Here is a 26,786-nt window from a genome sequence, read left to right on the forward strand (position 1 = left end):
GAATTGAATCTGTATGATAAATACTCTGCTTCTATTATACCTCAGCGGTTGGGTTGTTTCGAGTGTAAGACATTAGAAAAAACAGGCACGCTTAAAATCACCGGAGCGCAGTAAGCCGAATGTGAGGGTTATTATACAAAACATAAAAAGCCTCCCTTCATACAGGAAGGAAGTCGCAAGCCAAAAGATTCATTTTATTCTCATTACCTATTTCCTACACTGTATATCCTGACTCACGTGGTAAAATTTTGATATCGAACAAAAGAAAGGATATGGTCATGAAAGTTTTCGAAGCAAACAGCCTACCCAAGAGGTGATGTCAATGATTGAAACAAATATTTCTGAACCTTTATTTCAATTTTTAGGAGGTATTTTCCACCAAGATATAGACACTCCTGAGTCAGCACTTGAAGAATACTTAGAAGAAATACCTAAAAAAGAACAAGAAAACGATGTAGTAGCACTCAAAGCGTTTATAAAAAGCGATTACTCAGATGAACAAAAAAATGATTTTATAGAAGAGACTGCAGATGGTGTAGATATCAATAGTTACGGACTATCCCCAATACTATGGCTCGGACAAATCATTCAAAAAATCGAAAAGAATATTGAGGCTTTATAGATTCAGGGAAACCCTATTCCTATGTTTGCACAGTCTCTGATAAGTTTCTTAATCTTTCCCTCTATAAACTGAAAAAATAACCCCCGAATGAAAGGATATGGTCATGAAAGTTTTCGAAGCAAACAGCTTGTTGACAGCTGCCAAACAGCGTGCGAGTGAATACAAAGAACTGCGCGGCCAGATGGTCAATCTAAAAAAAGCGTTTCAAGGTATGGCTGATCTTGGTGACAATGATTTCTCTGGCCGGGGCGCCAATAACATCAAAGCTTTTTTCAAGGACCACGCCGGCGTCACAGACAGCTGGCTTGATCTGATCGATATGAAAATCGCATTTCTCACAAGCCTTCCCGGTAAGGTCGAAGATGCCGGACTTTCTAATTCGCATGTGGAGGAATCATTTCTGGAGCATGAGCTCACCCACGCCCTCAGTAAATCAAAGGCGATTATGGAAGAGCAGAAAAAGGACATGCGCTCCATCCTCGGAGAGATCGAAGATATCATCTCGCTTGATCTGTTTTCAACCGAAAGCACAGATCAGAAGCTCTCTTCAGCTGACAAAAAAAGAAGCGAAACGATACATAAGCTCGGCAAGCTTGATCACGATCTAACGAAAGAATACGCAGAAACCGAAGCAAATGAACATTTTATCCAAGCAGATTTCCAGCAGCTCCAAAACGCTACAGGCAAAGGAAAAAACGCCACGCCGCTTCACTACAATGCCAAGGCGTACCGAGAAAGCGACATCCATAAGAAAAAAGACGAGATTGCAAGACATTCGGATGCTTATTTGACGATTAAAAAGGAAGAAGCGAAAGAGCGGGAGATTGAAAAACTGAAAGAAAGACTGAAAAACTACGATTATGCGAATGCCGATGAATTCTATTCAATGGCCAAAACGATCGGCTATAAAAACCTGACAAAAGAACAGCAGCGCTACTTCACTCAAATTGAAAACACGCGTGAACTTACAGACGGTTTCAAAGGCGTTGCCGTCGGCCTTTATGATTCCGGAAAAGACGCGGTCACAGGCCTGTGGGATATGGTCACAGATCCGGGCGGAACGGTTGAAGCCATTACAGGAGCGGTGGCTCACCCGATCAAAACGTATGAAGCCATTTCAGCGGCAATCGAAGAATCGTACCAAAAAGACATGGTGAATGGCGACACCTACTCCAGAGCAAGATGGGTGTCATATGCAGTGGGCACCGTTGTGACATCAGTCGTCGGCACAAAAGGCGTCGGCGCCGTCTCAAAAACAGGCACAGCCGCCAAAGTGACAACCAAAGTCAAAACAGCAGCAAGCAAATCCGCCACAGCTCAAAAAGCGATAACGGTCTCAAAACAAACCGTTGATCGCATCAAACAAAAAGTAAACACAGGCATCGAAGTATCAAAAAAACGTGTCAAAACCAAGTTAAATCAAATCGGAGATGTCACCCTGGCTGATATTCTCCCGTATCATCCGCGTCACGACTTAGTGCCGGCGGGCGTTCCTTACAACGCAGTCAACGGGGTCACACTTAAAGAAGGACTTCAGAAATTCGCCAAGGTCATCCTGCCGAAACCGTACGGAACCTCCGCAAGCGGCAGACGGACACCGGCACCGCATGTACCGCCGGTAACGGTCAAATACGGCGAGCATTTTGCGAAATGGACTAGAAAGAAAGTATTGAAGCCGAATGTCATCTACAAAACAAAGGAAGGCTACACGTACACCACTGACAACTATGGTAGAATTACAAGTGTCAAAGCAGACTTGCAGCTGGGAGAAGCAAAACGCAACCAATATGCACAGTCAAAAGCAGGTAAACCAGACCGTCTGACAGATGACGACGGAGGCCACCTAATCGCCACCCAATTCAAAGGCTCAGGCCAATTCGACAACATCGTGCCGATGAATTCTCAGATTAATAGGAGCGGCGGGAAATGGTACGAGATGGAGCAAGAGTGGGCAAAAGCCCTAAGCAAAAAACCACCTAAAAAAGTAGCAGTTCAAATAGAACCAGTCTATTCTGGAGATTCACTTAGACCATCATATTTCGATGTAACCTACAAAATTGGGAGCAGAAAAGAAATAAGCGTCTCTATTAAAAATCAGCGAGGGGGTTAACCTAATGGAAACTAAGAGAATGCAAGATTTATATCAACTTATTGGAGAAAAACTAAATGACATTATACCTGGTGAATGGACAAAGATATATCTTTATGCAGAAGTATTAGATGATTCCACAATGGTTCTTTTTCACTTCAGAACACCCGAAAATAATCAAATTATTTATTCACAAGATATACCTAGCCATTACAACGTAAGCAAGGACATTTTCAAGACGTTGTTAAGAGAACTAAGAGAACTTTTTGAAGAATTAAAAACTGAACACAGAAATAATAACGATGATGTTTGGACTAACCTTACACTAACATTGGATCGTAGCGGAGAATTCCAATTAGATTATAATTATGATGATATTTTAGCATCAGATTTAGATGGATATGAAAGAATCGCAATATGGGAATATCAAAACTTGGGGATTTTGCCTGAAGATGAGGACGATAAAGAATTTGTAATAAGCTACTTCGGTCTATAAATCAATAATGGCCCAGCGCTTCTCTGCTGGGCTATTTTTTATAACTAGGATTTCTCGACGATTGAAGGTGAAAAGGTTGGAAAATGCAAGATCTGTACCAGCTTATTAGTAAGAAATTAAATGACATCATACCTTGTGAATGGGCAAAAATATATCTTTATGCAGAAGTATTAGATGACTCTACCATGGTTCTCTTTCACTTCAAGACACCAGAAAAACGTCAACTGATTTATTCACAAGATATACCAGCCTGATACAGTGTAAGCAAAGATATCTTCAAAACTTTATTAAGAGAAATCTGAGAACTCTTTGAGGAATTAAGAATTGAGCCCACAAAAAGAATAATGATAAACAAAACAGGCAGCATCCAGTAAACGGATGCTGCCTGTTACATATGTATCGTCTGAAGAGGTCATTTATTTTGTTTTTTAAATATGAAAATAGATATGACGGTAAATATGATGGCTGTAATGACAATGCCCCACAAGCTCGCAGCCGTACTGATAAAATGGCCGTTTAACTTGTAGACGATCCCGTAATGCTTTTCATATTCCTGTATTTGGTCCGCAGAAGCATGTTTAAATACTTTATCAACTGAGTCTGTCATAAACGCTTTTCTGAACAGAACAGCGGTGTGGCTGATAGGGAAATACATAATAATTTTCTGCACAAACACCGGTACGCCGCCGATCGGCACATATACTCCGCATAAAAAACCGATGGCTGTTCCGACAATCGTACTTAACGTCGAAAATGCATTTTGTGTATGAATAAACAGCGTTAAAAATAAATTTATGGAACTTGACAGTGCAACTGAAAGAATAATGATCCCCAATACTTCAAGTATATCTGTTCCGCTTAAAAGTTTGCTGCCTGTTGAAACGAGAAAAATTTCACAGCCTAAAAAGGCGATGAATGAAAAGATCAAGCCGATGACAAATGAATGAATGACGTAGCTCAATTGGATGGTCGCCCTTGATAAAGGAGCTGTTAAAAAGTCATACGTTCTCTTGCTTTCTTTATCTTTCACCATAATTCCGAAAGCGCCTAAAGTCGTTGTCACAGCTGTAATGGACAGCAATCCCGCCACCATCCATTCGTTCACCATTGCTTTGGAATCATCTGTCGAACCGACCAAGGCCTTAATGGCGTCCAGCTGTGTCTGCTGTAAGAACACGGCATATAACAGAATGACGATAAATACTGACAGCAAAGAAAGAAACAAAAGCGTTCGATCACGGAAGTATATTTTTATATTTCTGCTGATTAAACTGGATAAAGACTTCATTTATGCAATGCTCCCCTTTACTGGCAAACTGCTTCCTTGTTCTTCGATAATATGGATAAACACATCATCCATATTCCCTTTAATCACCTCGAAAGATTCAATTTTTCCTTCAAGACCTTTCAAAATGTCAAACGCTTGGAGAGTGGACTCTACACGAAGGGAATAAATAGAGTTTTTAACCGTAAAATCCAGTTGTTTATTTTCAAACCATGCAGTCGGATCAACGCCTTGCTTAAACATCATATGCAGACTGTCAAACGCATATTGATCTTTCAGCTGACTCGGTGTACCCTCTGCGATCAGACGTCCTTCTTTGATGACCACAACGTTATCAGCTACAGCGGCCTCCTCCATGTAATGGGTCGTTAAAAAGATCGTCATGTTTGTTTCTTCCTGCAGCCTTTTAATCGCATTCCAAACAAAAACTCTCGTTTGCGGATCAAGACCTGTAGTAGGCTCATCTAAAAATAATATAGTCGGTTTATGGATGATGGCACGGGCAATATCCGCTCTTCTTCTTTGTCCGCCTGACAAATCGCTGTATTTTTTCTCCTTAATATCATCCAATTTTAAATAGTCTGTTACAAACTGATAGTTCTCTTGCACTTGTGCCTTGCTTAAATGATAATATTGTCCGCGGTTCATGATATTTTCATAAACGGTCAATCGTTCATCCAAAATGCTCTCTTGGAAAACAACTCCGATCTTTTTGCGGATATGATTATTCTCTTTCCCCTCACCAAGCGTATAACCGTCTATTACCACTTTTCCGGATGTCTTTTTAATCAGCGTACAGAGAATATCGATAGTGGTCGATTTCCCTGCACCGTTCGTTCCCAGAAATGCAAACAGCTCGCCGCGTTTGACAGAAAAGGATACCCCTTTCACTGCTTCAAATGATCCATATTTTTTGCGCAGATCCGTTACTGTAATAATGTCTTGTTCTTCTCCCATTCTGTTCACCTCGAAAAGTAAGATTCTATACCGTTGTTCACTAACTTTATATCGTCATTTCCGCCAGGATTTTCTCATTTTTATCCAACTTTATTATCTTTTTATAAATAATTATAACGATATAATTTATTATTTTCGCGTTTTGTTATTGGGTTTAGGCTCGGTGGATTTTGTATACATAGGGATCACTTATTGATTTTGCATGAAACTTATACATGCTGTAATCAATAAACCCTTTATCATTAAAAAGGGTTTTTATTGGTTAAGAATCTCTAATACTATTTAAAATTCTTGTTTGTAACCGAAATACATATTATCTTAGAATATTCAGAAAGGAGAACGTAATGGAAACATGCCCTTATTGTGCAACTTCAATTCAAAAGGATAATCAGTATTACTGTAGTTTTTGCTTAATGTACATACATAATGTTCAGAGAGATGGCAAACGTGAAATCATAGAATATCGTGAGCATACTTCTGAATTAGATTTGGATAAGTCGACACCAGAACTAATGACTCTGCCAACAATTGAATTATTTCATTTACTGCGGCTCTCAAGAAAAATACGCAAACAGAAGTATGATCAGCTATATAAATCTCGACTTGAATCAGAAAAGGGAAATGAATCAGAAAGTGTTCAAATCGCAACGGATAGTTACCAATATTACACAAAGAAAATGTATATCATAGAGAATATACTAAATAAACGTCTGGGTTACATTCCGGATAGGATAGATAATGTATTTCTTAAGAGTTATTTAGAAAAAGTAATGATTAGTAAGGAGAAAAAACAAGATATGAAAGTGTATTAAAAAAGCTGCCCCTCTAGAGTGAATATTAATAAAGGGTTCCTAAAAAGGTACCCTTTATTACATAAAGAGATGTATAGAAAGCTATATTATAGGCGTTAGCCAAACATCTTCTGGTACTCCTCTCATGTCACGAGTTCGTCCTGAATGCAAAAAAAATGCGGATTAAAAAAAGGCAACCATCCCTAAGGGTTAGTTGCCTTCTCTTAATTCCAGCACAGCCACACACTCCACATGATTCGTATGCGGGAACATATCCACAGGCTGCACTTCTAGCGTCTGATACCCGCCATCCTCAAGCACCCGCAGGTCTCTTGCAAGCGTGCCTGGATTGCAGGATACGTACACCACCCGCTTCGGTTTCATCTCGATGATTGTCCGCAGGAGGGCTTCGTCGCAGCCTTTTCTTGGCGGGTCGACGACGAGGGTGTCGGCCGTGATACCTTCTTTATACCATTTCGGAATGACGGTTTCCGCTTCTCCGACTGCGAATTCCGCGTTTGTGATGCCGTTCAGCTCAGCGTTGCGTTTCGCATCCTCGATGGCTTCCGGCACGATTTCGACGCCGTATACTTTCTTCGCCTGCTTCGCTAAGAAGAGAGAAATGGTTCCGATGCCGCAGTAGGCGTCGATGACGGTTTCTTCCCCTTGCAGCTCCGCGTACTCAAGCGCTTTGTCGTAGAGCACTTTTGTCTGTTCCGGGTTGACCTGATAGAACGATCTGGCGGAGATGGCGAATTTGACGTCTCCGATGAGGTCGTAGATGTATTCTTCGCCCCAGATGACGTTTGTTTCGTCCCCAAAGATGACGTTTGTTTTATTTGGGTTGATGTTCTGCACGATTGATTTGACGTGCGGGAATTGCGCCGTGATGTCTTCGATGATCTTCGCTTTGTGCGGAAAATCGCTTGTTCTTGTGATGAAGACGATCATCATTTCGCCCGTGACGACGCCGTATCTCACCATGATGTGACGGAGCCAGCCTTTATGGCGTTCTTCGTTGTAGGCTTTGACACCGTATGAGGTGCAAATGTCTTTGACAGCTTGAACGGCTTCGTCGTTTTTGGATTGCTGGATCAGGCAGGCGCTCATGTCGATGATGTCATGGCTTCTTTGCTGATAGAATCCGGCGACGAGTCCGCCTTCCCGTTCTCCTACCGGCACCTGCGCTTTGTTTCTGTAGTTCCAAGGGTCTTTCATGCCGAGTGTCGGGTGCACGGTGACGTTGGACAGGTCCAGCTTGCCGATCCGTTCTAAGACGTCTTTGACTTGTTTCTGTTTAAACAAGAGCTGGCCTTCATAGGTCATGTGCTGAAGCTGGCAGCCGCCGCATTGTTTGTAGATCGGGCACGGGGCATCCGTTCTGTGCGGGCTTTCTTCCTTCAGCTCAATCAAGCGGCCGAAAGCGAAGCCTTTTTTGACGCGTGTCACTTTGATTTGCGCTTTTTCCTCAGGCAGGGCGTTCGGCACGAAGATCGGGAATCCCTGAACCTTTGCGACGCCCGCTCCTTCGTGCGTCAAATCCTCAAATGTCACATCATAGTATTCATTTTTTTCTATCGGGGGTTTCATTTTCATCTATAATCACCTCTAGTTTTACCAATAGCCTTGTTTCAGCGTGCTGGCAAACCTTCAAATTCAATGTCAGCCTTCAAAGGTTTCCGATCACGCTGAAAAGATGACAAAATCCTAAAACGAATACTGTTTTAGGATTTTGTCCGCGTATTAATCATCCAGCTGTTCCGCTTTCTCCTTCGGCATGATGACGTGAATATGCCGGTACAGGTTCACGAATTCGCCCGGCAGCATGCCGCCGTATTCGCCGTCCAGGTTCAGCTGCATCTTTTCTGATACATTGACTTTCACACGGTTCGCTTTTGTGTAAATAATGTGCTGATCGTTAATATGATCGCCTCTGAGCGCCATGCTCGCGACTCTGATAAACTCCGCGAGATTGGCTTTTTTCAAAATAATCAAATCAAACATGCCGTCATTCAGGCTGGAATCAGGGGCCAGTTTCTCGAATCCGCCGACCGAGTTGGTCAGCGTCACTAAAAACAGCATAATTTCGCCTTGAAACAGCTTGCCGTCATATTCAATCTCGACTTCTGTCGGTCGAAGTGAAGGCAGCATTTCCATTCCCTTTAAATAATAAGCAAGCTGTCCGAGCATCGTTTTCAGTTTGCTTGGCACATCATACGTCAGCTCCGTCAGACGGCCTCCGCCGGCGATGTTGATAAAATACTGACCGTTCACCTGTCCGATGTCGATCGGGCGGGCTACGCCGTTAATGACGGTATCAGCGGCATTCAGTACATTCTCTCTCGGAATGCCCAGCGCTCTGGCGAAGTCATTTGTCGTGCCGACCGGAATGATACCGAGTGTCGGGCGTTTGTCTAACGGTGCAAGGCCGTTGACGACTTCATTAATCGTTCCGTCTCCGCCGGCTGCGATAATCAGGTCAAACTCCCGCAAAGCGGCTTCTTTTGCGGCGTTGGTGGCATCCCCCGCGCATGTGGTGGCATGGGTGGAGGTTTCATAACCGGCTTGTTCAAATTTTTGCAGGACCTGGGCAAGATTTTTCTTAAAAAGCTCCCGTCCTGAAGTCGGATTGTATATTATGCGTGCACGTTTCATTATCTCATCATCCTACTTAAGAGTATCCGATCCATTATTAACACTAACAACCTTTAATTATACTATGACTTGAGAAAATCGCAACAATATGTACAGGAATTGCCAGAAGAAAAAAGGCCCCGGCTCCGTTTAAGGAGCCAAGGCCCGCTGTCTTACTCTTCTTCCGTTCCAGGTTTTTTCTTACGGAATTTCGCTAATACTTCATATACGATCGGCACAATCAGAAGGGTAAGCAGAGTCGAACTGATTAAACCGCCGATAACAGTGACACCGAGTCCTTTAGAAATGACCTGGCTTCCGCCTTCGAAGCCCAATGCCAATGGAAGCAGGGCGCCGATTGTCGCGATCGCCGTCATCAGAATCGGACGCAATCTCGTAGAGCCGGCTTCCAGGAGCGCTTCTCTCGTCGATAAGCCTTCCGCTTCTTTATGGATGACGCGGTCAATTAAGACAATCGCGTTTGTGACGACGATTCCGATCAGCATCAGCATACCGATCATGGCATTCAGACTGATCGTCTCTCCGGATACATACAGTCCGGCTAATGCGCCGATGACTGTAAACGGAAGCGAGAACAGAATCGCAAACGGCGCTAATGCTCCGCCGAACGTGATCACAAGAACGAGGTACACGATGGCGATTGCGGCAAGCATCGCTAAGCCGAGTTTCGTAAAGGAATCAGCAATATCCGCTGATACACCGCCGGTATCAATCGATACATTGTCCGGGTGATCCAGTTTGTCAACTTTCTTTTGAACGGCCGATGACACCTTCGTGACGTTGTCAGAAGTGACGGTTGCCGTTACGTCAGCGTACACTTTGCCGTCGCGTTTGGAAATGGTATCGGATGTCGTGCCGTTTTTCACTTTCGCCACATCGCCGATTTTTACTTCTTGGCCTGCAGGCGATGTGATGGTTTTATCCTCTAATTCTTTTACACTCTTATACTGGTCTTTTTCTGTTTTGATGTTCACATCAAGCTCTTTGCCGTCCTTTTTCACCGTTGTCAAAGGAGACTGTGACGTTTGGGACATCAGGGCTTGGGAGATTTGCGAAGCCGTCAGGCCCTGCTTGCTGAGTTTCTCCTGGTCAGCGACGAACGTGTACTCATCATATGTGCTGGAAAGGCCTGAGTTGACGTCTTTCAGATCTTTCTGCTTTTTCATGATGCCTTCGATGTCTTTGACCGTGCCTTTAATATCAGACTCTGAATCTCCGTACACATAGTACGTTAATTCGTTGTTGTTGCCTGATGAACTGAAATTTTGTGATTTCCATTCGCCGCGGCTGGATGTTTTTTTGATTTCTTTTAAGACATTGTCTTTTTCTTTGTCAAAATCAGGCGTGTCATCCTCGTATTTCACGTAGAACAATGCGCCGTTTGAGCTTCCGCCGAGCGGACTTTGCGAGCCTAATGAATACTGAACGGTATCGACATGTTTGCGTTTAAGCAGCATGTCTTCCGCTTTTTGCGCAGCTTTTTCAGCTTCGCTTTTCGTTTCGCCCGGTTCAGGCGTGTATGTGAGCTGCATCGTTTTGTCCGCTTGCGCAGGCAGGTAGCTCGCGCCGATCAGAGGTACGAGGAACAAACTGCCGACAAGCATCAGAACCGCGATGATAGATGTAATCCATTTATGTCTTAATGACCAATTCAGCACTTTTTTATAGAAATTGGCCAATCTGCCCGGCTTATGCTCTTTCGCTTTAACAGGCGCGCCTGTGAGCGATTTTTTGAATAAGCTGTGCGCAAGCATCGGCACCAGTGTGATCGAAATCAACAGCGATGCGGCAAGCGCGAAGACGATTGTTAATGCAAACGGCATAAACAGTTCGCCGATCTGTCCGCCGACCATGGCAAGCGGCAGGAATACGGCAATGGTTACGATCGTTGATGACATGATCGGTTTAAACATTTCTTTCGTCGCTTCACGCACCAATTGCTTCCCGCGTAAAGGTTCATCTTTCAGCCTCATGCGGCGGTAAATGTTTTCGATCACGACAATCGAGTCGTCGACTACCCGTCCGATGGCGACCGTCATCGCACCGAGCGTCATTATGTTTAATGTGACATCAAGCTGATTCAGCACAAGAAGCGCAATCAGCAGTGACAGCGGGATGGAAACGATAGAAATCATCGTTGATTTAATATCTCTTAAGAATAAGAGAATGATCACGACCGCAAAAATCGCGCCGAAAATCGCTTTGCTTAACATCGTATCCACCGACTCTGTAATCGGCTCTGCCATATCAAGAGTCGAGCTGTACTTGAACCCTTTATGGTCTTTTTTGTATTGATTCAGTTCATCTTTAATCGCATCGGCCACTTCTACCGTGTTGGCGTCATTGGCTTTTACGATATTAATTCCGATGCTGTCCTTTCCGTTCGTGCGGGAAATGGATTCAGCTTTTTTCACATCTTTAATGTCGGCAATGTCAGAAAGCTTGACTGTCGGCACCCCTGCTGTCGCGCTTTGCTGTGCCTGCTGCATAGCCTGAGCGTCCGCCGCAGATGCCGCACCGGCTCCGCCCGCTTGACCTTGAGCGGCAGAAGAAGATGTGACCGGAATTCTCATATCTTTCAGATCTTTAATTGACGTAATATCTCCGTTAACGACAACTGATTTTTCTTTGTTGCCGAATGTGTACAATCCAAGCGGCGTATTGACGTCAGAGCCTTGGATCACTTTCTTGACGGTATCTTCATCAAGTCCGTACTCTTTCATTTTTTTGTCTTTGAAAGAGAATTCCACCTGCTCTTCCTGCTGTCCGGAAACTTGCACAGACGCAACGCCCTGAATGCCTTCAAGCTTAGGAACGAGAGTGTTTTCCACATTTTTGGTCAGGTCTTCAAGCGAGCTTTTGCCGCTTGTCACACTGAGCGTCAAAATCGGGAAAGAGTTGAGGCTGTAACGGGAAATGTCAGGTTTTTTCGCGTCGTCAGGAAGGCTGACACTGTCCAGCGCTTCAGCGACTTCGGTTTTCGCCTTGTCCATATCCTTGTTGTAATCATATTCAATCATAACCGATGAGACGTTTTCAGAGGATGTGGACGTTACGACGCTCACTCCTTCTAAATTCTGGACCGCCTGCTCGATCGGTTTTGTCACGTCATCCGCAACTTGACTCGGAGCAGCTCCGGGATAAGTCGTATTTACTGAAAGGTAAGGCATGTTGACGTCCGGTATGGATTCCTGCTTCATATTCATACCGGCATACAGCCCTGCTACAGTAACGATAATCGTCATCAGCCAAACTGCGAATTTGTTCTTCAGTACAAAGTTAATAATGTGGTTCATCATGTCCTCCGTTAATTTTTATTGACTGACTGGTCATTCTATATAATACTAAACGGTATAACTCAACATCGTCAACTAATAAGGCAGTAAATTTTTCTAAATTTTTCAGGATTAAGGGGAAGCACGTCATGAACGAAAAAAAAGAGAAAATCATAAAAACAGGCATCCATTTATTTGCCAAAAAAGGGTTTTCTTCAACAACCATTCAGGAAATCGCCGGTGAATGCGGAATTTCAAAAGGGGCCTTCTATCTCCATTTCAAATCAAAAGAAGACCTTTTGCTCTCAGCATGTGAGTATTACATCGGCATGTCTATGGAAGAAATAAAGAAAATTAAAACAGAACATCAGCATAAACCGCCTAAGGACGTATTCCGAAAACAAATCGCATATCAATTCCAGGAATTTATGGAACACAAGGACTTTATCATTCTCTTGCTGAGCGAAAAGGTCATTCCTGAAAATCAAAAGGTCAAGCAGTATTTTCATGAGGCCAATATTCAATTTAACATGCTGTACCGGGATGCATTGCTCTCCGTTTACGGAGATGCCGTCACACCGTTTTTAGCGGATGCGTCCGTTATGGCGCAAGGAATTGTGAGCTCCTATATTCATTTCTTGATTTTTAATGAACATACGGCATTCCGGACGGAAAACGTGGCGGCCTTTCTGATTGCCAGAATTGATGATCTGATTACGGGACTGATAAGAGACAATCCCGATCCGCTGCTGCCTGAGGATATCTTCACTCAGCCCGCGGCGGACAGAGAAAGACTGCTTGCGGATATTCAAAAGATAAAAGCACAGCAGGAGCTGCCTGAGGACGTCCTCGTATCGCTTGAAGTCATTGAAGAGGAATGTGCAAAAGAAGAGCCGCGAAAACCGATTATTAAAGGAATGCTGTCCAACTTGGCAGGCAGCGGAAATGAGCAGATTGAAACGCTGCGGGCTTCCATTGAAACCTATTTCATCTTATAAAAAAAGAGACCGGCGCTTACCGGTCTCCGTGTCAGCAGCGCCCTTAGAGGCGGCTGCTTTTTTTTATCGTTTTTTGATTTCTTCAAGTAAGATCTTGTTGACCATCGGCGGGTTGGCCTGTCCTTTTGAGGCTTTCATAATCTGTCCGACAAGGAAGCCGATCGCGCGGTCTTTTCCGTTTTTGAAGTCTTCAATTGACTGCGGGTTGCTGTCAAGCGCATCTGTTACCAGCTTCAGAAGCACGCTTTCGTCAGAAATCTGCACGAGGCCTTTTTCTTTGACGATTTTTTCCGCGTCGCCGCCTTTTTCAATTAATTCTTTAAAGACTTTCTTCGCGATTTTAGACGAGATGGTTCCTTTTTCAATCAGCTTAATCATGCCGGCAAGGCCTTCAGGAGTCAGTGCGACATCCTCAAGCTCTTTTTGTTCGGCGTTCAGGTAAGCTGAGACTTCACCCATCAGCCAGTTTGATGCCTGCTTGGCTTCTGCGCCTTTATTGACCGTTTCTTCGAAGAAATCAGCCATTTCTTTCGTCAGCGTCAGAACCATTGCGTCATAAGCCGGCAGGCCGAGCTCTTCGATATAACGCTTGCGGCGCTCGTCCGGAAGCTCAGGAATGGTTGCTCTTACGCGTTCTTTCCATTCGTCATCGATGTAGAGCTCGACAAGGTCAGGCTCAGGGAAATAGCGATAGTCGTCCGAACCTTCTTTGACACGCATCAAAATGGTTTTTTTCGTCGCTTCATCGTAACGGCGCGTCTCCTGCTGAATGACTCCGCCTGACAGAAGCACCTGCTCCTGGCGTTTTTCTTCATGCTCAAGTCCTTTTTGCACGAATGCGAAGGAGTTCAGGTTTTTCAGCTCCGTTTTTGTGCCGAATTTCTCCTGGCCGATCGGACGGAGGGAAATGTTGGCGTCACAGCGCAGTGAACCTTCTTCCATTTTACAGTCGGAAACGCCTGTGTATTGGATAATTGATTTCAGCTTTTCGAGATATGCGTAAGCTTCCTCCGGTGTGCGGATATCCGGCTCAGATACAATCTCGACAAGCGGCGTGCCCTGGCGGTTGAAGTCAACGAGGGAATAGCCGTCGCCCGTATGCGTCAGTTTTCCCGCATCTTCTTCAAGGTGAAGACGGGTGATGCCGATTTTTTTCGTTTTTCCGCCGACTTCGATTTCGATCCAGCCGTTTTCGCCGATTGGCTTGTCAAATTGAGAAATTTGATATGCCTTCGGGTTGTCCGGATAGAAATAGTTTTTCCGGTCAAACTTCGTATCCGTTGCGATTTCGCAGTTCAAAGCCATTGCGGCTTTCATCGCGAATTCGACCGCTTCTCTGTTCAAAACGGGCAGCACGCCGGGATAGCCGAGGTCGATGACGCTCGTTTGGGTATTCGCTTCCGCGCCGAATGGCGTCGGTGAGCTTGAGAAAATTTTAGATTTTGTTTTTAATTCCACATGGACTTCAAGTCCGATTACCGTTTCAAAGTTCACTTCATTTCACCCCTTACAGTTCAGGTTTCGCTTTATGATGATCTGTTGCCTGCTCAAAAGCATGAGCGACGCGGTATACAGTGCCTTCATCGAAGTGTTTTCCGATGATTTGCAGTCCGAGCGGCAGTCCGTCCGCAAATCCGCACGGCACGCTGATTCCCGGCACACCCGCGAGGTTGACAGGGATCGTTAAAATATCGTTGGCGTACATTGTGAGCGGATCGCTGGTTTTTTCGCCGATTTTGAATGCCGGTGTCGGCGTTGTCGGTCCGACGATGACATCGTATTTCTCAAATACGTCTTCAAAATCTTTTTTAATAAGCGTGCGCACTTTTTGCGCTTTTTTGTAATACGCGTCATAGTAGCCGGAGCTGAGCGCGAAGGTGCCGAGCATGATGCGGCGCTTCACTTCGTTGCCGAAGCCTTCAGAGCGTGTCTGTTTATAAAGGTCGATCAGGTTGTCCGCATTGTCTGAGCGGTAGCCGTAGCGGATGCCGTCAAAGCGCGCAAGGTTTGCAGACGCTTCGGAAGAAGACAGCAGATAATACGTCGCAAGCGCGTATTTGCTGTGCGGCAGAGATACTTCTTCCCATGTCGCTCCGAGGTCTTCAAGCACTTTTAAAGCGGCTAAAACCGATTCTTTCGCTTCTTTGCCGACGCCTTCTCCGAGATATTCTTTCGGTACGGCGATTTTCAAGCCTTTAATATCGCCAGTTAATGAAGAAAGAAAGTCCGGCACTTCGACATTGGCGCTCGTAGAGTCCATTTTGTCCGGGCCTGAAATCGCCTGAAGAAGGAATGCGTTATCTTCTACGGTTCTTGTGATCGGCCCGATCTGGTCCAGTGAAGACGCAAAAGCGACCAAACCGTAACGCGACACACGTCCGTATGTAGGCTTTAATCCGACGACGCCGCAGAAAGAAGCCGGCTGGCGGATGGAGCCGCCCGTATCAGATCCGAGTGAAAACGGGACTTCGCCCGCGGCAACCGCAGCTGCGGAACCGCCGCTTGATCCGCCGGGAACCGTATCGAGATTCCAAGGGTTTTTCGTCGCTTTGTACGCGGAGTTTTCAGTAGAAGAACCCATCGCGAACTCGTCCATATTCAGCTTTCCGATCGTTACGGCTTCAGCGGCTTGAAGGCGCTCCACAACCGTCGCATCGTAAATCGGATCGAAGTTTTCGAGGATTTTGCTTGAGCATGTGGTGCGAAGCCCTTTGGTCACGATGTTGTCTTTGACGCCGATCGGCATTCCGAAGAGAAGACCGTGTTCAGACCGTCCGTCAACCGCTTCGTCAAGTTCTTTCGCGTAAGCGCGGGCTCTTTCTTCATCAAGCTGTAAAAACGCCTGCACCTTATCATCCACGGATGCGATCCGTTTGTAAGATTCATCAACAAGATCGGAAATCTTGATTTCTTTTTTATGTATCATTTGTTTCAGTTCTGTGATTTTGTGATCAAATAATGACATACTGTCTCCCTCCTTTAATCCAGAATAGATGGCACACGGACATAGCCGTCTTTATGATCGGGAGCATTTTTCATGACATCCTCGACCGGAAGGCCTTTACCCGCTTCATCTTCTCTCATTACGTTTTTCATTTTCAGCACGTGTGTTGTCGGTTCCACGTTATCCGTGTCCACTTCATTAAGCTCCTCGGCAAACGAGATGATACTGTCAAGCTGTTCTGTAAACATTTCAGCTTCTTCATCCGTAATGGCGAGTCTCGCCAAATGAGCGACATGCTTTACTTCTTCTATAGAAATTCGTGACATAAGATCCACCTCCGCATAATTCTCCGTTTCGTCATATAATACTGATCATATCAAAAACGAGCCCTCTAAAGCAACAAAACGCCGCCTTCTGAGGCATGATGAAACCCTCTCTATTTTATCCTAAATCGGGGAGAAAGAGAAACGAATTATATGTCAGAAAATTTTTACTTTTATAATTTATTGGTAGCGTTTTCATCTCTAAGCTGTTCTATGTTGGCGGGGATTTTTTCCTTGAGCGGGCCAGGTTTCGAGAGTTGATTGATCGGGGATACTTTGTTAGGTTTAGTAACCATAGCCAGCACTAAATCATGCGATCCGCATGGAATGATGACTAAAGGCTGGATCGCCGGCACATATTCCGGCACTACTAATCTGCAGAGGTGATGCAACATTTACATGAAAGAAGAGAGGGTCCAAAAACGTGAGTATTGAATTAATTATATCTCTTGGCATTTACTTTGCTGCCATGCTGTTAATCGGCTGGTACGCATTCAGGAAGACAACGAATATTAATGATTACATGCTGGGCGGAAGAGGACTCGGCCCGTTCGTAACGGCGCTGTCCGCAGGTGCGGCCGATATGAGCGCATGGATGCTGATGGGAGTTCCCGGCGCAATGTTCGCAACGGGGTTATCGACCTTATGGCTGGCGCTCGGTTTGACGATCGGCGCGTATTCAAATTATCTGCTGCTTGCTCCGAGGCTGCGCGCTTACACGGAAGTTGCGGATGATGCGATTACGATTCCCGATTTTTTCGATAAACGGTTCCGCCACTCGTCATCATTGCTGAAAATTGTTTCCGCCGTGATTATTATGATCTTTTTCACACTGTACACATCGTCCGGGATGGTATCCGGAGGCAGGTTATTTGAATCGGCATTCGGCGCCGACTACAAATTCGGTTTGTTTTTAACGGCCGGTGTTGTTGTGCTTTACACGCTGTTTGGCGGTTTCCTCGCTGTCAGTCTGACTGACTTTGTACAGGGAGCGATCATGTTTGCGGCATTAGTGCTTGTGCCGATCGTTGCTTTTACCCAGCTCGGGAGCGTTTCAACGACGATTGATTCGATCAACGCCGTTAACCCGAAACTATTGGATATCTTTAAAGGCGCGAGCGTCATTAGCATTATTTCTTATTTGGCATGGGGACTCGGCTATTACGGCCAGCCTCATATCATCGTACGATTTATGGCGATTAAAGAAGTGAAAGATTTAAAACCCGCCCGCAGAATCGGGATGAGCTGGATGGTTATTTCAGTTGTCGGTTCATTGCTTACCGGGATTATCGGGGTTGCGTATTCTCATCACTTCGGGGTCTCCGTAAAAGATCCGGAAACGATTTTCATTATTTTTTCTAAAATCTTGTTCCATCCGCTGATTACGGGCTTCTTGCTGTCCGCGATTTTAGCGGCGATCATGAGTTCCATTTCCTCACAGCTTCTCGTAACGGCAAGCGCCATTACGGAAGATTTATACCGCGCCTTTTTCAGACGGGAAGCGAGCGATAAAGAATTGGTCATGACCGGACGCCTGTCGGTATTGATCGTGGCCGTTATCGCCATTTTGCTTTCCATGAATCCGAACAGCACCATTCTTGATCTGGTCGGATATGCGTGGGCAGGCTTCGGTTCGGCTATCGGCCCGGCGCTCTTGCTCAGTCTGTACTGGAAACGGATGAATGAATGGGGATCGCTTGCGGCGATGATTACCGGGGCCGCGGCCGTTTTAATCTGGATCACGACAGGGCTTGCCGCTTCAACCGGCGTATACGAAATCATTCCGGGGTTCTTCCTCAGTCTGATTGCCGGTATTGCCGTCAGCCTGCTGACCAAAAAACCGGCCGATGCTTCTTATCAGCTGTTCAGCCGGATGGAAGCTCTTTTGAAAAACAAGAAATAGACAAAAAGCCGTCAGATTTTATCCCTGACGGCTTTTTTCTTCCGCACTTGTCCTGCTATAAATACTGTGAGAAAATCATATCAATTTATTATAAGAAAAATTGCGGAGGTGCTGTGCAAATTGAGCTGGCCTATCGAACCAGACATTTTATTAAAGCTGGGCATTGCCACGCTGATCGGCATGATCATCGGTCTTGAACGCGAGCTGAAAAACAAGCCGCTCGGACTGAAAACCTGTATCGTCATCGCCGTCAGCTCCTGTATGCTGACGATCGTCAGCATTAATGCGGCATATCATTTCCCAAAATATTACCGAATCATGATGGATCCGCTCCGCCTTCCCGCCCAAATCATTTCCGGCGTCGGTTTTATCGGCGCGGGCGTGATCCTGCGTAAAAGTAATGACGTCATATCCGGCCTGACGACATCGGCCATCATCTGGGGCGCAGCCGGGCTCGGTCTGGCTACAGGCGCCGGCTTTTATAAAGAGGCGTTCGCAAGCCTCTTGTTTATCCTGATCAGCGTCGAATTTCTTCCGTGGCTGATCAGAAAAATCGGTCCCAACCGCTTGAAGGAAAAAGATATCCGCGTGAGAATGTCTCTTTCCGATAAAGACAAAATGACCGAGATTTTAAAGGCAATGAAAAGCAAACAGCTCCGCATTCACTCCGTCCGGATTGATGATCTGGGCGAAAAAGAATTTCCGATTATGGAAGTGAAAGTCAGTGTTCATAAAAACCGCTACACCACTGACGTCTATTATGATATTAAAGAAATTCAAGGTGTCGTCGGAGTGAAGTGTGATACGTTATAAAAAACGCCGGGCTGGATTCAGCCGGCGTTTTTCTATTTATACGAATGCAGAAAAGTTATACTCCGTAATCGGGGTTTCATTTTCGATATCGCGCCTGAAGGTTTTCAGCATCTCAAGTTCCTCGTCCCCGAGTGAGTTGAGGTCAAACGCCTGATGCAATAATCCGTAGATCAGCATATGGCGCAGCCGGAGAAAATCCGGGATGTGTTCAAGCCAGGCGAGATCAAGGTCATTTTCTTCCCTGTAGCCTTTCATAAAGTGAGTCATGAATTCACCCGTAAACGCGGCCTTGTCTTCATACGGGATGACCGGATACCACAACATATTGTACAGCAGAATACTGATATCATTCACAAACCAATTGTAGCCGATATCATCAAAATCAAATGCAGTGATTTTTCCGTTGTCCCAATTGAAATTGCCGTGGTGCAGATCGGCGTGCACAAGGCCGTAGTTTTCAGGGTTCTTCGGCAAACGGCGCAGTTTTTCCATTAGAGCATCCGCCCGCTCAAATACGAGATGCTGATCTGCGGGTACGTATTTTCTCAGCTTCAGCTGCTCCTCTTCATCCCATTCCTGCCTTTTATATAACGGATCGCTCAGACGGTAGCTTTTCGTCAGCCGGTGCATGTTCCCCGTGTACTTTCCAAGCTCGTAAAACAGGGTTCCGTTCCAGTCTGATTCCTCCACTTTGCGTCCGGGCGCTTTTTCATAGACTCTTACTAAAAACGCTCCGCCTTTTCCATCCGGCACTTCTTCGACATCTTTGCCATTTAATGAAGGAATTGGCTTTGCTGCTGAAAGCCCTCCCCTTGCCAGATGATGAAGCCATTCCATTTCTCCGAGAATATATTCCGGTGTTCTTCTGATCGTATGCGTAATTTTTAAGATATACGGTTCGTTATCTTTCACAATTTCATATACGTAGTTCTCTGCGTCCGCAATAAATTGAAATTTGGTAAAGCCGTATATTTCACCGGCCTCAGCCAGCACCTTATCTTCCTCAAAAATCGCTTTAATATCTTTATGCATGCTGATTCACCCTTTTCATAACGTTTGTAGGCGGTGTGTGTACTCAGCAAATGTCATTCATCAACATTCCTGCCCTTCTTTTTTCACAGCAGATTAGTAACATCCGCTTAGAAATGAAATGTGTTTTCCTGTTAATTCCTGATTATACAAATATCTTAACATACCTCATTCCTCGCTCCAACGATATTCACAATAAAAAAACCCTTGCTCATACAGAAATGAACAAGGGCATCTTGGTTAATCGTAAATATGGACGGTCGGTTCTTTGTCACCCGCATTGCGGACGATCAACGCTTCCTGCCCGTCAGACGAGGTAATGTTAATTTCGACATCAACTGAGCCTTTTGAATAATAATCCATCAGCTCACCTGTTAAGTATTGGGTGAAGGCGATGACTTCGCTTTTCCCGTAAAATTGCATCGGGATTTCAATCTTCATTTTTCTCATTTCATCGTTTTCGTACATTGCCGTTCCGACGACTCCGGTGTAATTCGGGAAGTAGCTGTCGATGGCGTTTTTGAAGCGTTTAAATACTTCGGAATCATCAGGGTATTTCTTTGCCGTGTCTGTATCCGCCGGATAGAAGACGTACTTTTCTTTGACATCATCCCAGTTTGAAATGGTGGATGAGCCGGCTTTGACTTCTGTTTTTGCAATGTAATTCCCCGGTACGATTGATGTTTTCGGCGCTTGTTTATAAAGGGCGACGGTAATCGGCACATTTTTCAGGTTATCCATTTTCCGAAGGCGGTTAACGACTTCCTGGGCGATTTCTTCACCGTGGCTGCGGATCGTTTTGTCACTGAGCTCCACTTCCTGCTGCGGATCACCTGTGTTTTCACGGTAATAGTATACAGAGTTGAGAGCGAGACCGATCATGATACCGCCAAGCTGGATGGAATTTTTATCTTTTCTTACTAAGTAATCCTGCTCAAGCATGGACGCTAAGTAAATCGGGCTGTTTTCATTTTTCTCTTTTGCCGATCCCGAGCTTGGCAGCACGGGATTTAAGCCGAGATTCTGAAAATTGGAATCTGCCTTTTTCGCCTTTTTCAGATCACTGCCTTCTTTTTTGCGGTCAAGCCAGCTGAGTACCGTGTCCTCATCTAAATACTGGCCTTCCTGATACAAATAGTCATCCGTCGGGAACGTGTCTTGAGCGAGCCGCATCAGACCCGTCTCGAATTCATCGATGTCCAGCCTCGTGTTCAGCCGGTCCGCGGTCAGGCCGCGCGCTTTTCCGGCCTTAAACGGAAGCACCATTTTATAGTAGGAATCAGAGATATTATATTTCGGTATGATCGCTTTTTCAGAAGACTTTGCCGTTTTCTGCGTGATCTCTTCCTCTTTGTTCCCCCCGAAACTCGGCGAACAGGCCGACAGCATGAGTACTGCCGCCGTTGCCGTCGCCGCCAATGCCAACATCTTTTTCAATAGAAAACACTCCTCTTATTTCTTTAGCTCTCCCAATAGCTGTGCTTCATTCCATACTTCAATGTTTAATTCCTGCGCTTTTGTCAGCTTGCTTCCGGCCGCTTCTCCGGCAATCAGCAAGTCTGTTTTTTTGCTGACAGATCCCGTCAGCTTTCCGCCGAGCGCTTCAATCTGCGCCTTGGCTTCATTTCTGGACAGCTCTTCAAGCTTTCCGGTCAACACGATGGTTTTGCCGGCAAAATAAGAGTCGCTGTCCTCCGCTTTTACTTTTTTCGGGCCTTTGTAGAGTGTGTTCACACCGAGTTCCTCAAGTTCATTCAATAGCTCAAGCATTTCTTCTTTGCGGAAATAGGTGATAACGGCATCGGCCATCTTTTCGCCGATTTCATCTACCGCAAGCAGCTCTTCTTCCGTAGCTTGTTTCAGATTTTCCAGGCTTTCAAAATGCATGGCGAGTGTTTTGGCCGCTTTTGAGCCGATAAAACGGATGCCGAGACCGAACAGCAGGCGTTCCAGCGAATTCTCTTTCGACTTTTGGATGGAGCTGATCAGATTGTCAGTTGATTTTTCCCCCATCCGCTCAAGCCGGATGACCTGCTCTTTCGTCAGCTTATACAAATCAGCGACATTACGGACGAGATGTTCACGGAAAAGCTGTGTGATGACACGTTCTCCGAGTCCGTCAATATTCATCGCGTTGCGTGAGACAAAGTGAATCAGGCCTTCTCTGATCTGCGCCGGACATTCCGGATTGATGCAGCGCAGCGCGACTTCTCCTTCAATGCGGACAAGTTCGCTTTCGCACTCAGGGCAGCTGGTCGGCATATTGAATTCTTTTTCTTCCCCGGTCCGCTGTTCGATTAAGACATTGACGACCTCAGGGATGATGTCGCCCGCTTTTTTGACGACCACTTTATCGAGAATGCGGATATCCTTCTCTTTAATTAAATCTTCGTTATGAAGGGATGCTCTTGAGACCGTCGTTCCCGCGACTTTTACCGGTTCCAGAACGGCGGTCGGCGTAATGACGCCCGTTCTTCCGACATTCAGTTCGATATCGAGAAGTTTTGTCACGACCTCTTCCGCCGGGAATTTATAAGCAATCGCCCAGCGCGGGCTTTTTGCCGTATACCCGAGCTCTTCCTGCTGGTCGAGCGAATCGACTTTGATGACGATTCCGTCAATTTCATACGGGAGATCGGCCCGCTTCGCCTGCAGCTCTTCGATCATTTCAATGACTTCATCTATCGTGGCGCATTTTTTCCGTTCCTGGTTTGTTTTAAAACCGAGCTCATCCAGAAAATCCAGGCCCTGACTCTGTGTTTCCACACCCATCTCGTCAAGCTCCGCTATACTGTAGACGAAGATGTCAAGATTTCGTTTCGCTGCAATTTTCGGATCGAGCTGTCTGAGTGAGCCCGCAGCCGCGTTCCGGGGATTGGCGAACGGCTCCTCTTCATGTTTCAGCCGTTCTTCATTGAGCGCTTCAAATGACTGTTTCGGCATGTACGCCTCTCCGCGCACTTCTATGGAAAGATTCCGTTTCATTTTCAGCGGAATGTTGCGGATCGTTTTTAAGTTTTCCGTGATATCTTCGCCCGTCGTTCCGTCTCCTCTTGTCGCGCCTCTGACGAAATAGCCGTCTTCATAACGGAGAGAAACAGCAAGACCGTCTATTTTCAGCTCCACATTATAAGCGACGCCGTCACCGACAGCCTGACGGACGCGGCGGTCAAAATCGCGGAGATCATCATCGTTAAATGCGTTGCCGAGACTGAGCATCGGCGTGCCATGCTGCACCTTTTGAAACGATTCAAGCACCGCTCCCCCGACCCGCTGTGTGGGCGAATCAGGCGTTCTGAGTTCCGGGTGCTCTTCCTCTATGGCAATCAGCTCCTGCATCAGTCTGTCGTACTCGGAATCCGGCACGCTCGGTTCATCTAAGGTGTAATATTCATAACTGTACTGATCGATGGTGCGGCGCAATTCTTCTGCCCGGTGTTTCGCTGTTTCTTTGTCCATCATGTTCTTCCTTTCCTCTTCAGGTTACTGCTTTTCAATCGGCGCAAAAGCGGCAAGCAGACGCTTCACGCCGACTGGGCTCGGGAATGCGATATCAAGCTCGGTGCTTTCGCCTTCTCCTTTTACGCTGACAACCGTTCCGGTGCCCCATTTTTTATGGCCCGCTTTATCGCCGACCGCCCAGCTGAGCGAGTCGCCGCCTGTTTTGTTCGCATAGGAAACGGGACGGGATACGGGCCCGCGTTTTGGCTGCACTTTTCTTCCCGGCTGCATGCGAGGTGTTTTCTTCTCATTTAGGTTCTCCAATAAATCGCCAGGTATTTCCCTGATAAAGCGGGATTCCGGATTCATATTGGTGCGGCCGAATAAGGTGCGCATTTTGGCATTCGTTAAATACAGTTCTTCTTCCGCCCTCGTAATGCCTACATATGCGAGCCTGCGTTCTTCTTCCATCTCGGCTTCTTCCATCAGGGAGCGGCTGTGCGGGAACACGCCTTCTTCCATGCCCATTAAGAACACGACAGGAAATTCAAGCCCCTTAGCGGCGTGCAGTGTCATTAAAGTGACGGCATCCTTTCCGCCTGATTCCTCTTCCTTCTGGTCGAGCTGGTCAATATCCGCAATCAGCGCCAAATCAGTCAGAAACGCGACGAGAGACTTGTCTTCGCTTTTTTGTTCGAAGTTTTTCGTCACGGAAAGAAACTCGTCGATATTTTCAAGACGGCTTTGGGCTTCGATTGATTTTTCGGCCTTCAGCATTTCTCTGTATTCCGTTTTCTCGAGAATTTCTTCCGTGAGTTCCGTAATGGACAGGTAATCCTGCATGTTCGTCAGATTTTCAATCATTACGCCAAAACCGTCAAGCGCGTTTGCCGCTTTCGCGCTGACGCCGATGAAATCAACCTGTTTGATCGCCTGGAACATTGACATTCCGTTCATCGCCGCATATGAAGCGATTTTTTCTAGCGAAGTGGCGCCGACGCCCCGCTTCGGCACATTGACGATCCGCGTAAAACTGATGTCGTCGTCCGGGTTTGACACAAGGCGCAGGTATGCGAGAATGTCTTTAATTTCTTTCCTGTCGTAGAACTTGGTTCCGCCGACGATATTGTAGTTCAGTCCGGATTTTAAAAGGGTTTCCTCAATGACGCGCGACTGGGCGTTTGTCCGGTATAAAATCGCGATATCGGAAAGCTTCCGCCGCCCCGAGCTGTGCAGCTCATAAATTTTGCCCGCGACGAATTGGCCTTCGCCGAATTCATTGTCGCCGCTGTAATAAGAAAGCTTGATGCCTTCGTCATTTTCCGTCCACAGGTTTTTCGGCTTGCGGTTTGAGTTGTTTTTGATCACTTCGTTAGCCGCTTGCAGAATCCGCTTTGTTGAGCGGTAGTTTTGCTCGAGCAGAATCACGTTTGCGCTCGGATAATCTTTTTCAAAGGAAAGGATATTCGCGATATCCGCCCCGCGCCATCTGTAAATGGACTGGTCGGAGTCACCGACGACGCAGATATTTTCAAGACGGGCCGCAAGCTGCTTCACAAGCAGGTATTGCGCCCTGTTCGTATCCTGATACTCGTCTACGTGAATGTACTGGAATTTGCGCTGATAAAACTCAAGCACTTCCGGCACACGCTCGAAAAGCTTAATCGTTGTCATGATTAAATCATCAAAATCAAGCGATTGGTTTTTCAGCAGTTTTTTCTGATAATCGGTATACACGTCACTCGTGACCTGATCGTAGTAGCCGCCGGCCGATTTTGCGAATTCCTCAGGTTCGATCAGCTCGTTTTTTGCGCTGCTGATGGAGCCTAAAATACTTCTCGGATCAAACTTTTTCGGATCGATATTCCGCTCTTTCAGAATCCCTTTAATAACGGAAAGCTGATCAGCCGTATCAAGAATGGAGAAATTTCGGTTGATGCCGATTCTGTCAATATCCCTGCGCAGAATCCGCACGCACATGCTGTGGAAGGTGGATATCCAGATTTCATCCGCGCCGGGTCCGAGAATGCTCTCTACCCGCTCCTTCATTTCTCTGGCGGCTTTATTTGTAAATGTAATCGCCAGAATGTTCCATGGCGCCACGTGTTTTTCCGCCATTAAGTATGCGATTCTGTGCGTCAGCACACGTGTTTTTCCGCTTCCCGCGCCCGCCATCAGAAGCAGCGGACCGTCCGTCGTCTTGACCGCTTCCTGCTGAACGGGATTTAATCCGCTTAATAATTGATTGCTAATGTAATTCATATCCGTTCACCGCCTATCAAACATATGTTCTATCATAAATCAATTTCGTCCGCTTGGCTACTTTGTCTTTACAGCCGCCACCGTTTTAAGCGCCTGATCAAAATCTTCATATACGGCATTTCCGACAACGATGACATCGGCATGACGGCCGAACCGTTCCGCCGTTTCCGCGTCTTTAATGCCGCCTCCGTAAAACAGGACGGACTTGTCCAGCACAGCCTTCGTTTTCTCCACCGTTTCTATGTCCGCCAGCATCCCGCTGTATTCCAGATAAAAAATCGGGAGATGAAGCAAATGCTCCGCAACCCGCGCATAGGCGAGAATATCTTCTGTTTCTATATGTGTATCCGCCTCCGTCAAAGCGGCCGCCTTACAATCAGGGTTGACGATGCAGTAGCCCTCCGTCACGATTTCCTCCATTGACATGAGCTCTCCGTATTCTTTCATCGCCTGATGATGCATGCCGACAATCCAGTCCGCCTTTTTGCTGTTGAGCACACTCGGAATGAAATAAAGATCAAACCCGGGCACAATGGAATCAATCGTCGACACCTCAAGTACGCACGGCACTAAAAACCGCCGCACCTTTGACATCAGTCTCAGCACATTGTCCTCGGTGATATTGTCGCTTCCTCCGATCACAATGGCGTCAGTCCCTGATTCACAAAGCTGTTCCAGTTGTTCATCCGGTAAATCTTTATTCGGATCGAGTTTAAAAACATGCTTCCACTCGTTAACATCGTACATGCGTTTTCGTTCCTCCATTCGTTTCTTGCCATTTAAACATTATAACAAATTCGTTTGGCCCGGAAAAACGGAAAAAGACGTCATTCACCTGATTCACAAAAAAAGATTGCGCTCCGCCGGACGGGAAACGGCTATGTTTGAAAACAGACAATATGT

20 protein-coding genes and 1 pseudogene are annotated in these 26,786 nt (G+C 46.0%); 8 read left to right on the forward strand and 13 right to left on the reverse strand.

The annotated features are described in order from the left end of the window. Positions 1-322: 322 nt before the first annotated feature. The 4 genes and pseudogenes from ABK447_RS17025 to ABK447_RS17040 form a co-directional block, all read left to right on the forward strand. Positions 323-622 (forward strand): contact-dependent growth inhibition system immunity protein, encoded by a 300-nt coding sequence (locus ABK447_RS17025; protein ID WP_349909106.1) that lies wholly within the window; start codon positions 323-325, stop codon positions 620-622. 103 nt (positions 623-725) lie between these two features. After that, a complete protein-coding gene (locus ABK447_RS17030; RefSeq protein ID WP_033574959.1) occupies positions 726-2,732 on the forward strand; it encodes a T7SS effector LXG polymorphic toxin in 2,007 nt (668 codons plus the stop codon). Positions 2,733-2,751: 19 nt separating this feature from the next. Next, a complete protein-coding gene (locus tag ABK447_RS17035) occupies positions 2,752-3,207 on the forward strand; it encodes a TIGR01741 family protein (RefSeq protein ID WP_094032660.1) in 456 nt (151 codons plus the stop codon). An 83-nt stretch (positions 3,208-3,290) separates the two neighbouring features. Continuing rightward, positions 3,291-3,506 (forward strand): annotated as a pseudogene (locus ABK447_RS17040) (TIGR01741 family protein); the annotation flags it as partial. 113 nt (positions 3,507-3,619) lie between these two features. Here ABK447_RS17040 and ABK447_RS17045 read toward each other — a convergent pair. Both ABK447_RS17045 and ABK447_RS17050 read right to left on the reverse strand, forming a co-directional pair. Next, a complete protein-coding gene (locus ABK447_RS17045; RefSeq protein WP_100001284.1) occupies positions 3,620-4,495 on the reverse strand; it encodes an ABC transporter permease in 876 nt (291 codons plus the stop codon). Beyond that, the gene (locus ABK447_RS17050) at positions 4,496-5,449 is read right to left on the reverse strand and encodes an ATP-binding cassette domain-containing protein (RefSeq protein ID WP_003155721.1); all 954 of its coding nucleotides are present in this window, start codon (positions 5,447-5,449) and stop codon (positions 4,496-4,498) included. 344 nt (positions 5,450-5,793) lie between these two features. Here ABK447_RS17050 and ABK447_RS17055 point away from each other — a divergent pair, with 344 nt between their 5' ends. After that, positions 5,794-6,261 carry a hypothetical protein gene (locus ABK447_RS17055; RefSeq protein WP_042634937.1) on the forward strand — a complete coding sequence of 156 codons (468 nt, stop codon included), beginning with the start codon at positions 5,794-5,796 and terminating at the stop codon, positions 6,259-6,261. A gap of 189 nt (positions 6,262-6,450) precedes the next feature. Here the strand turns inward: ABK447_RS17055 and rlmD are convergent, their stop codons facing one another. From rlmD to ABK447_RS17070, 3 genes are all read right to left on the reverse strand, one after another. Then, complete coding sequence (rlmD, locus tag ABK447_RS17060) at positions 6,451-7,836, reverse strand: 23S rRNA (uracil(1939)-C(5))-methyltransferase RlmD (protein WP_100001281.1); 1,386 nt, start codon at positions 7,834-7,836, stop codon at positions 6,451-6,453. 147 nt (positions 7,837-7,983) lie between these two features. Beyond that, positions 7,984-8,895 carry a diacylglycerol kinase gene (locus ABK447_RS17065; RefSeq protein WP_007408918.1) on the reverse strand — a complete coding sequence of 304 codons (912 nt, stop codon included), beginning with the start codon at positions 8,893-8,895 and terminating at the stop codon, positions 7,984-7,986. A gap of 152 nt (positions 8,896-9,047) precedes the next feature. Then, positions 9,048-12,191, reverse strand: coding sequence for an efflux RND transporter permease subunit (locus ABK447_RS17070; RefSeq protein ID WP_124934889.1), 3,144 nt, complete (start codon positions 12,189-12,191; stop codon positions 9,048-9,050). Positions 12,192-12,319: 128 nt separating this feature from the next. On the opposite strand from ABK447_RS17070, the gene ABK447_RS17075 reads away from it, so the two are divergent. Next, positions 12,320-13,168 carry a TetR/AcrR family transcriptional regulator gene (locus ABK447_RS17075; RefSeq protein ID WP_124934888.1) on the forward strand — a complete coding sequence of 283 codons (849 nt, stop codon included), beginning with the start codon at positions 12,320-12,322 and terminating at the stop codon, positions 13,166-13,168. A 63-nt stretch (positions 13,169-13,231) separates the two neighbouring features. On the opposite strand, the gene gatB is transcribed toward ABK447_RS17075, so the two are convergent. From gatB to gatC, 3 genes are read right to left on the reverse strand one after another with little or no spacing between them, the layout of a single operon-like run. Further along, positions 13,232-14,662, reverse strand: a complete 1,431-nt coding sequence (gatB, locus tag ABK447_RS17080; protein ID WP_124934887.1) for an Asp-tRNA(Asn)/Glu-tRNA(Gln) amidotransferase subunit GatB — start codon at positions 14,660-14,662, stop codon at positions 13,232-13,234. 13 nt (positions 14,663-14,675) lie between these two features. Further along, positions 14,676-16,133: an Asp-tRNA(Asn)/Glu-tRNA(Gln) amidotransferase subunit GatA gene (gene gatA, locus ABK447_RS17085; RefSeq protein ID WP_007408915.1), complete on the reverse strand. Its 1,458-nt coding sequence runs from the start codon at positions 16,131-16,133 to the stop codon at positions 14,676-14,678. 14 nt (positions 16,134-16,147) lie between these two features. Further along, a complete protein-coding gene (gatC, locus tag ABK447_RS17090) occupies positions 16,148-16,438 on the reverse strand; it encodes an Asp-tRNA(Asn)/Glu-tRNA(Gln) amidotransferase subunit GatC (protein ID WP_003155732.1) in 291 nt (96 codons plus the stop codon). 421 nt (positions 16,439-16,859) lie between these two features. Here gatC and putP point away from each other — a divergent pair, with 421 nt between their 5' ends. Together putP and ABK447_RS17100 are read left to right on the forward strand one after the other, a co-directional pair. Further along, entirely contained in the window at positions 16,860-18,338 is a 1,479-nt protein-coding gene (putP, locus tag ABK447_RS17095; RefSeq protein ID WP_124934886.1) for a sodium/proline symporter PutP, read from the forward strand. 180 nt (positions 18,339-18,518) lie between these two features. After that, a complete protein-coding gene (locus tag ABK447_RS17100) occupies positions 18,519-19,151 on the forward strand; it encodes an MgtC/SapB family protein (protein WP_238330704.1) in 633 nt (210 codons plus the stop codon). A 36-nt stretch (positions 19,152-19,187) separates the two neighbouring features. On the opposite strand, the gene ABK447_RS17105 is transcribed toward ABK447_RS17100, so the two are convergent. From ABK447_RS17105 to ABK447_RS17125, 5 genes are all read right to left on the reverse strand, one after another. Beyond that, positions 19,188-20,183: a phosphotransferase enzyme family protein gene (locus tag ABK447_RS17105; RefSeq protein WP_349909107.1), complete on the reverse strand. Its 996-nt coding sequence runs from the start codon at positions 20,181-20,183 to the stop codon at positions 19,188-19,190. Positions 20,184-20,420: 237 nt separating this feature from the next. Then, positions 20,421-21,617 (reverse strand): CamS family sex pheromone protein, encoded by a 1,197-nt coding sequence (locus ABK447_RS17110; RefSeq protein ID WP_007408912.1) that lies wholly within the window; start codon positions 21,615-21,617, stop codon positions 20,421-20,423. Between the two features lie 15 nt (positions 21,618-21,632). Next, positions 21,633-23,639: an NAD-dependent DNA ligase LigA gene (gene ligA, locus ABK447_RS17115; protein WP_017419034.1), complete on the reverse strand. Its 2,007-nt coding sequence runs from the start codon at positions 23,637-23,639 to the stop codon at positions 21,633-21,635. Positions 23,640-23,663: 24 nt separating this feature from the next. Continuing rightward, complete coding sequence (pcrA, locus tag ABK447_RS17120) at positions 23,664-25,883, reverse strand: DNA helicase PcrA (RefSeq protein WP_053104700.1); 2,220 nt, start codon at positions 25,881-25,883, stop codon at positions 23,664-23,666. A gap of 57 nt (positions 25,884-25,940) precedes the next feature. Beyond that, positions 25,941-26,630 carry a heptaprenylglyceryl phosphate synthase gene (locus ABK447_RS17125; protein ID WP_025284376.1) on the reverse strand — a complete coding sequence of 230 codons (690 nt, stop codon included), beginning with the start codon at positions 26,628-26,630 and terminating at the stop codon, positions 25,941-25,943. Positions 26,631-26,786 lie beyond the last annotated feature (156 nt).

The sequence above is a fragment of the Bacillus sp. hwrm1 genome (assembly GCF_040207805.1).
Lineage (GTDB): Bacteria > Bacillota > Bacilli > Bacillales > Bacillaceae > Bacillus > Bacillus velezensis.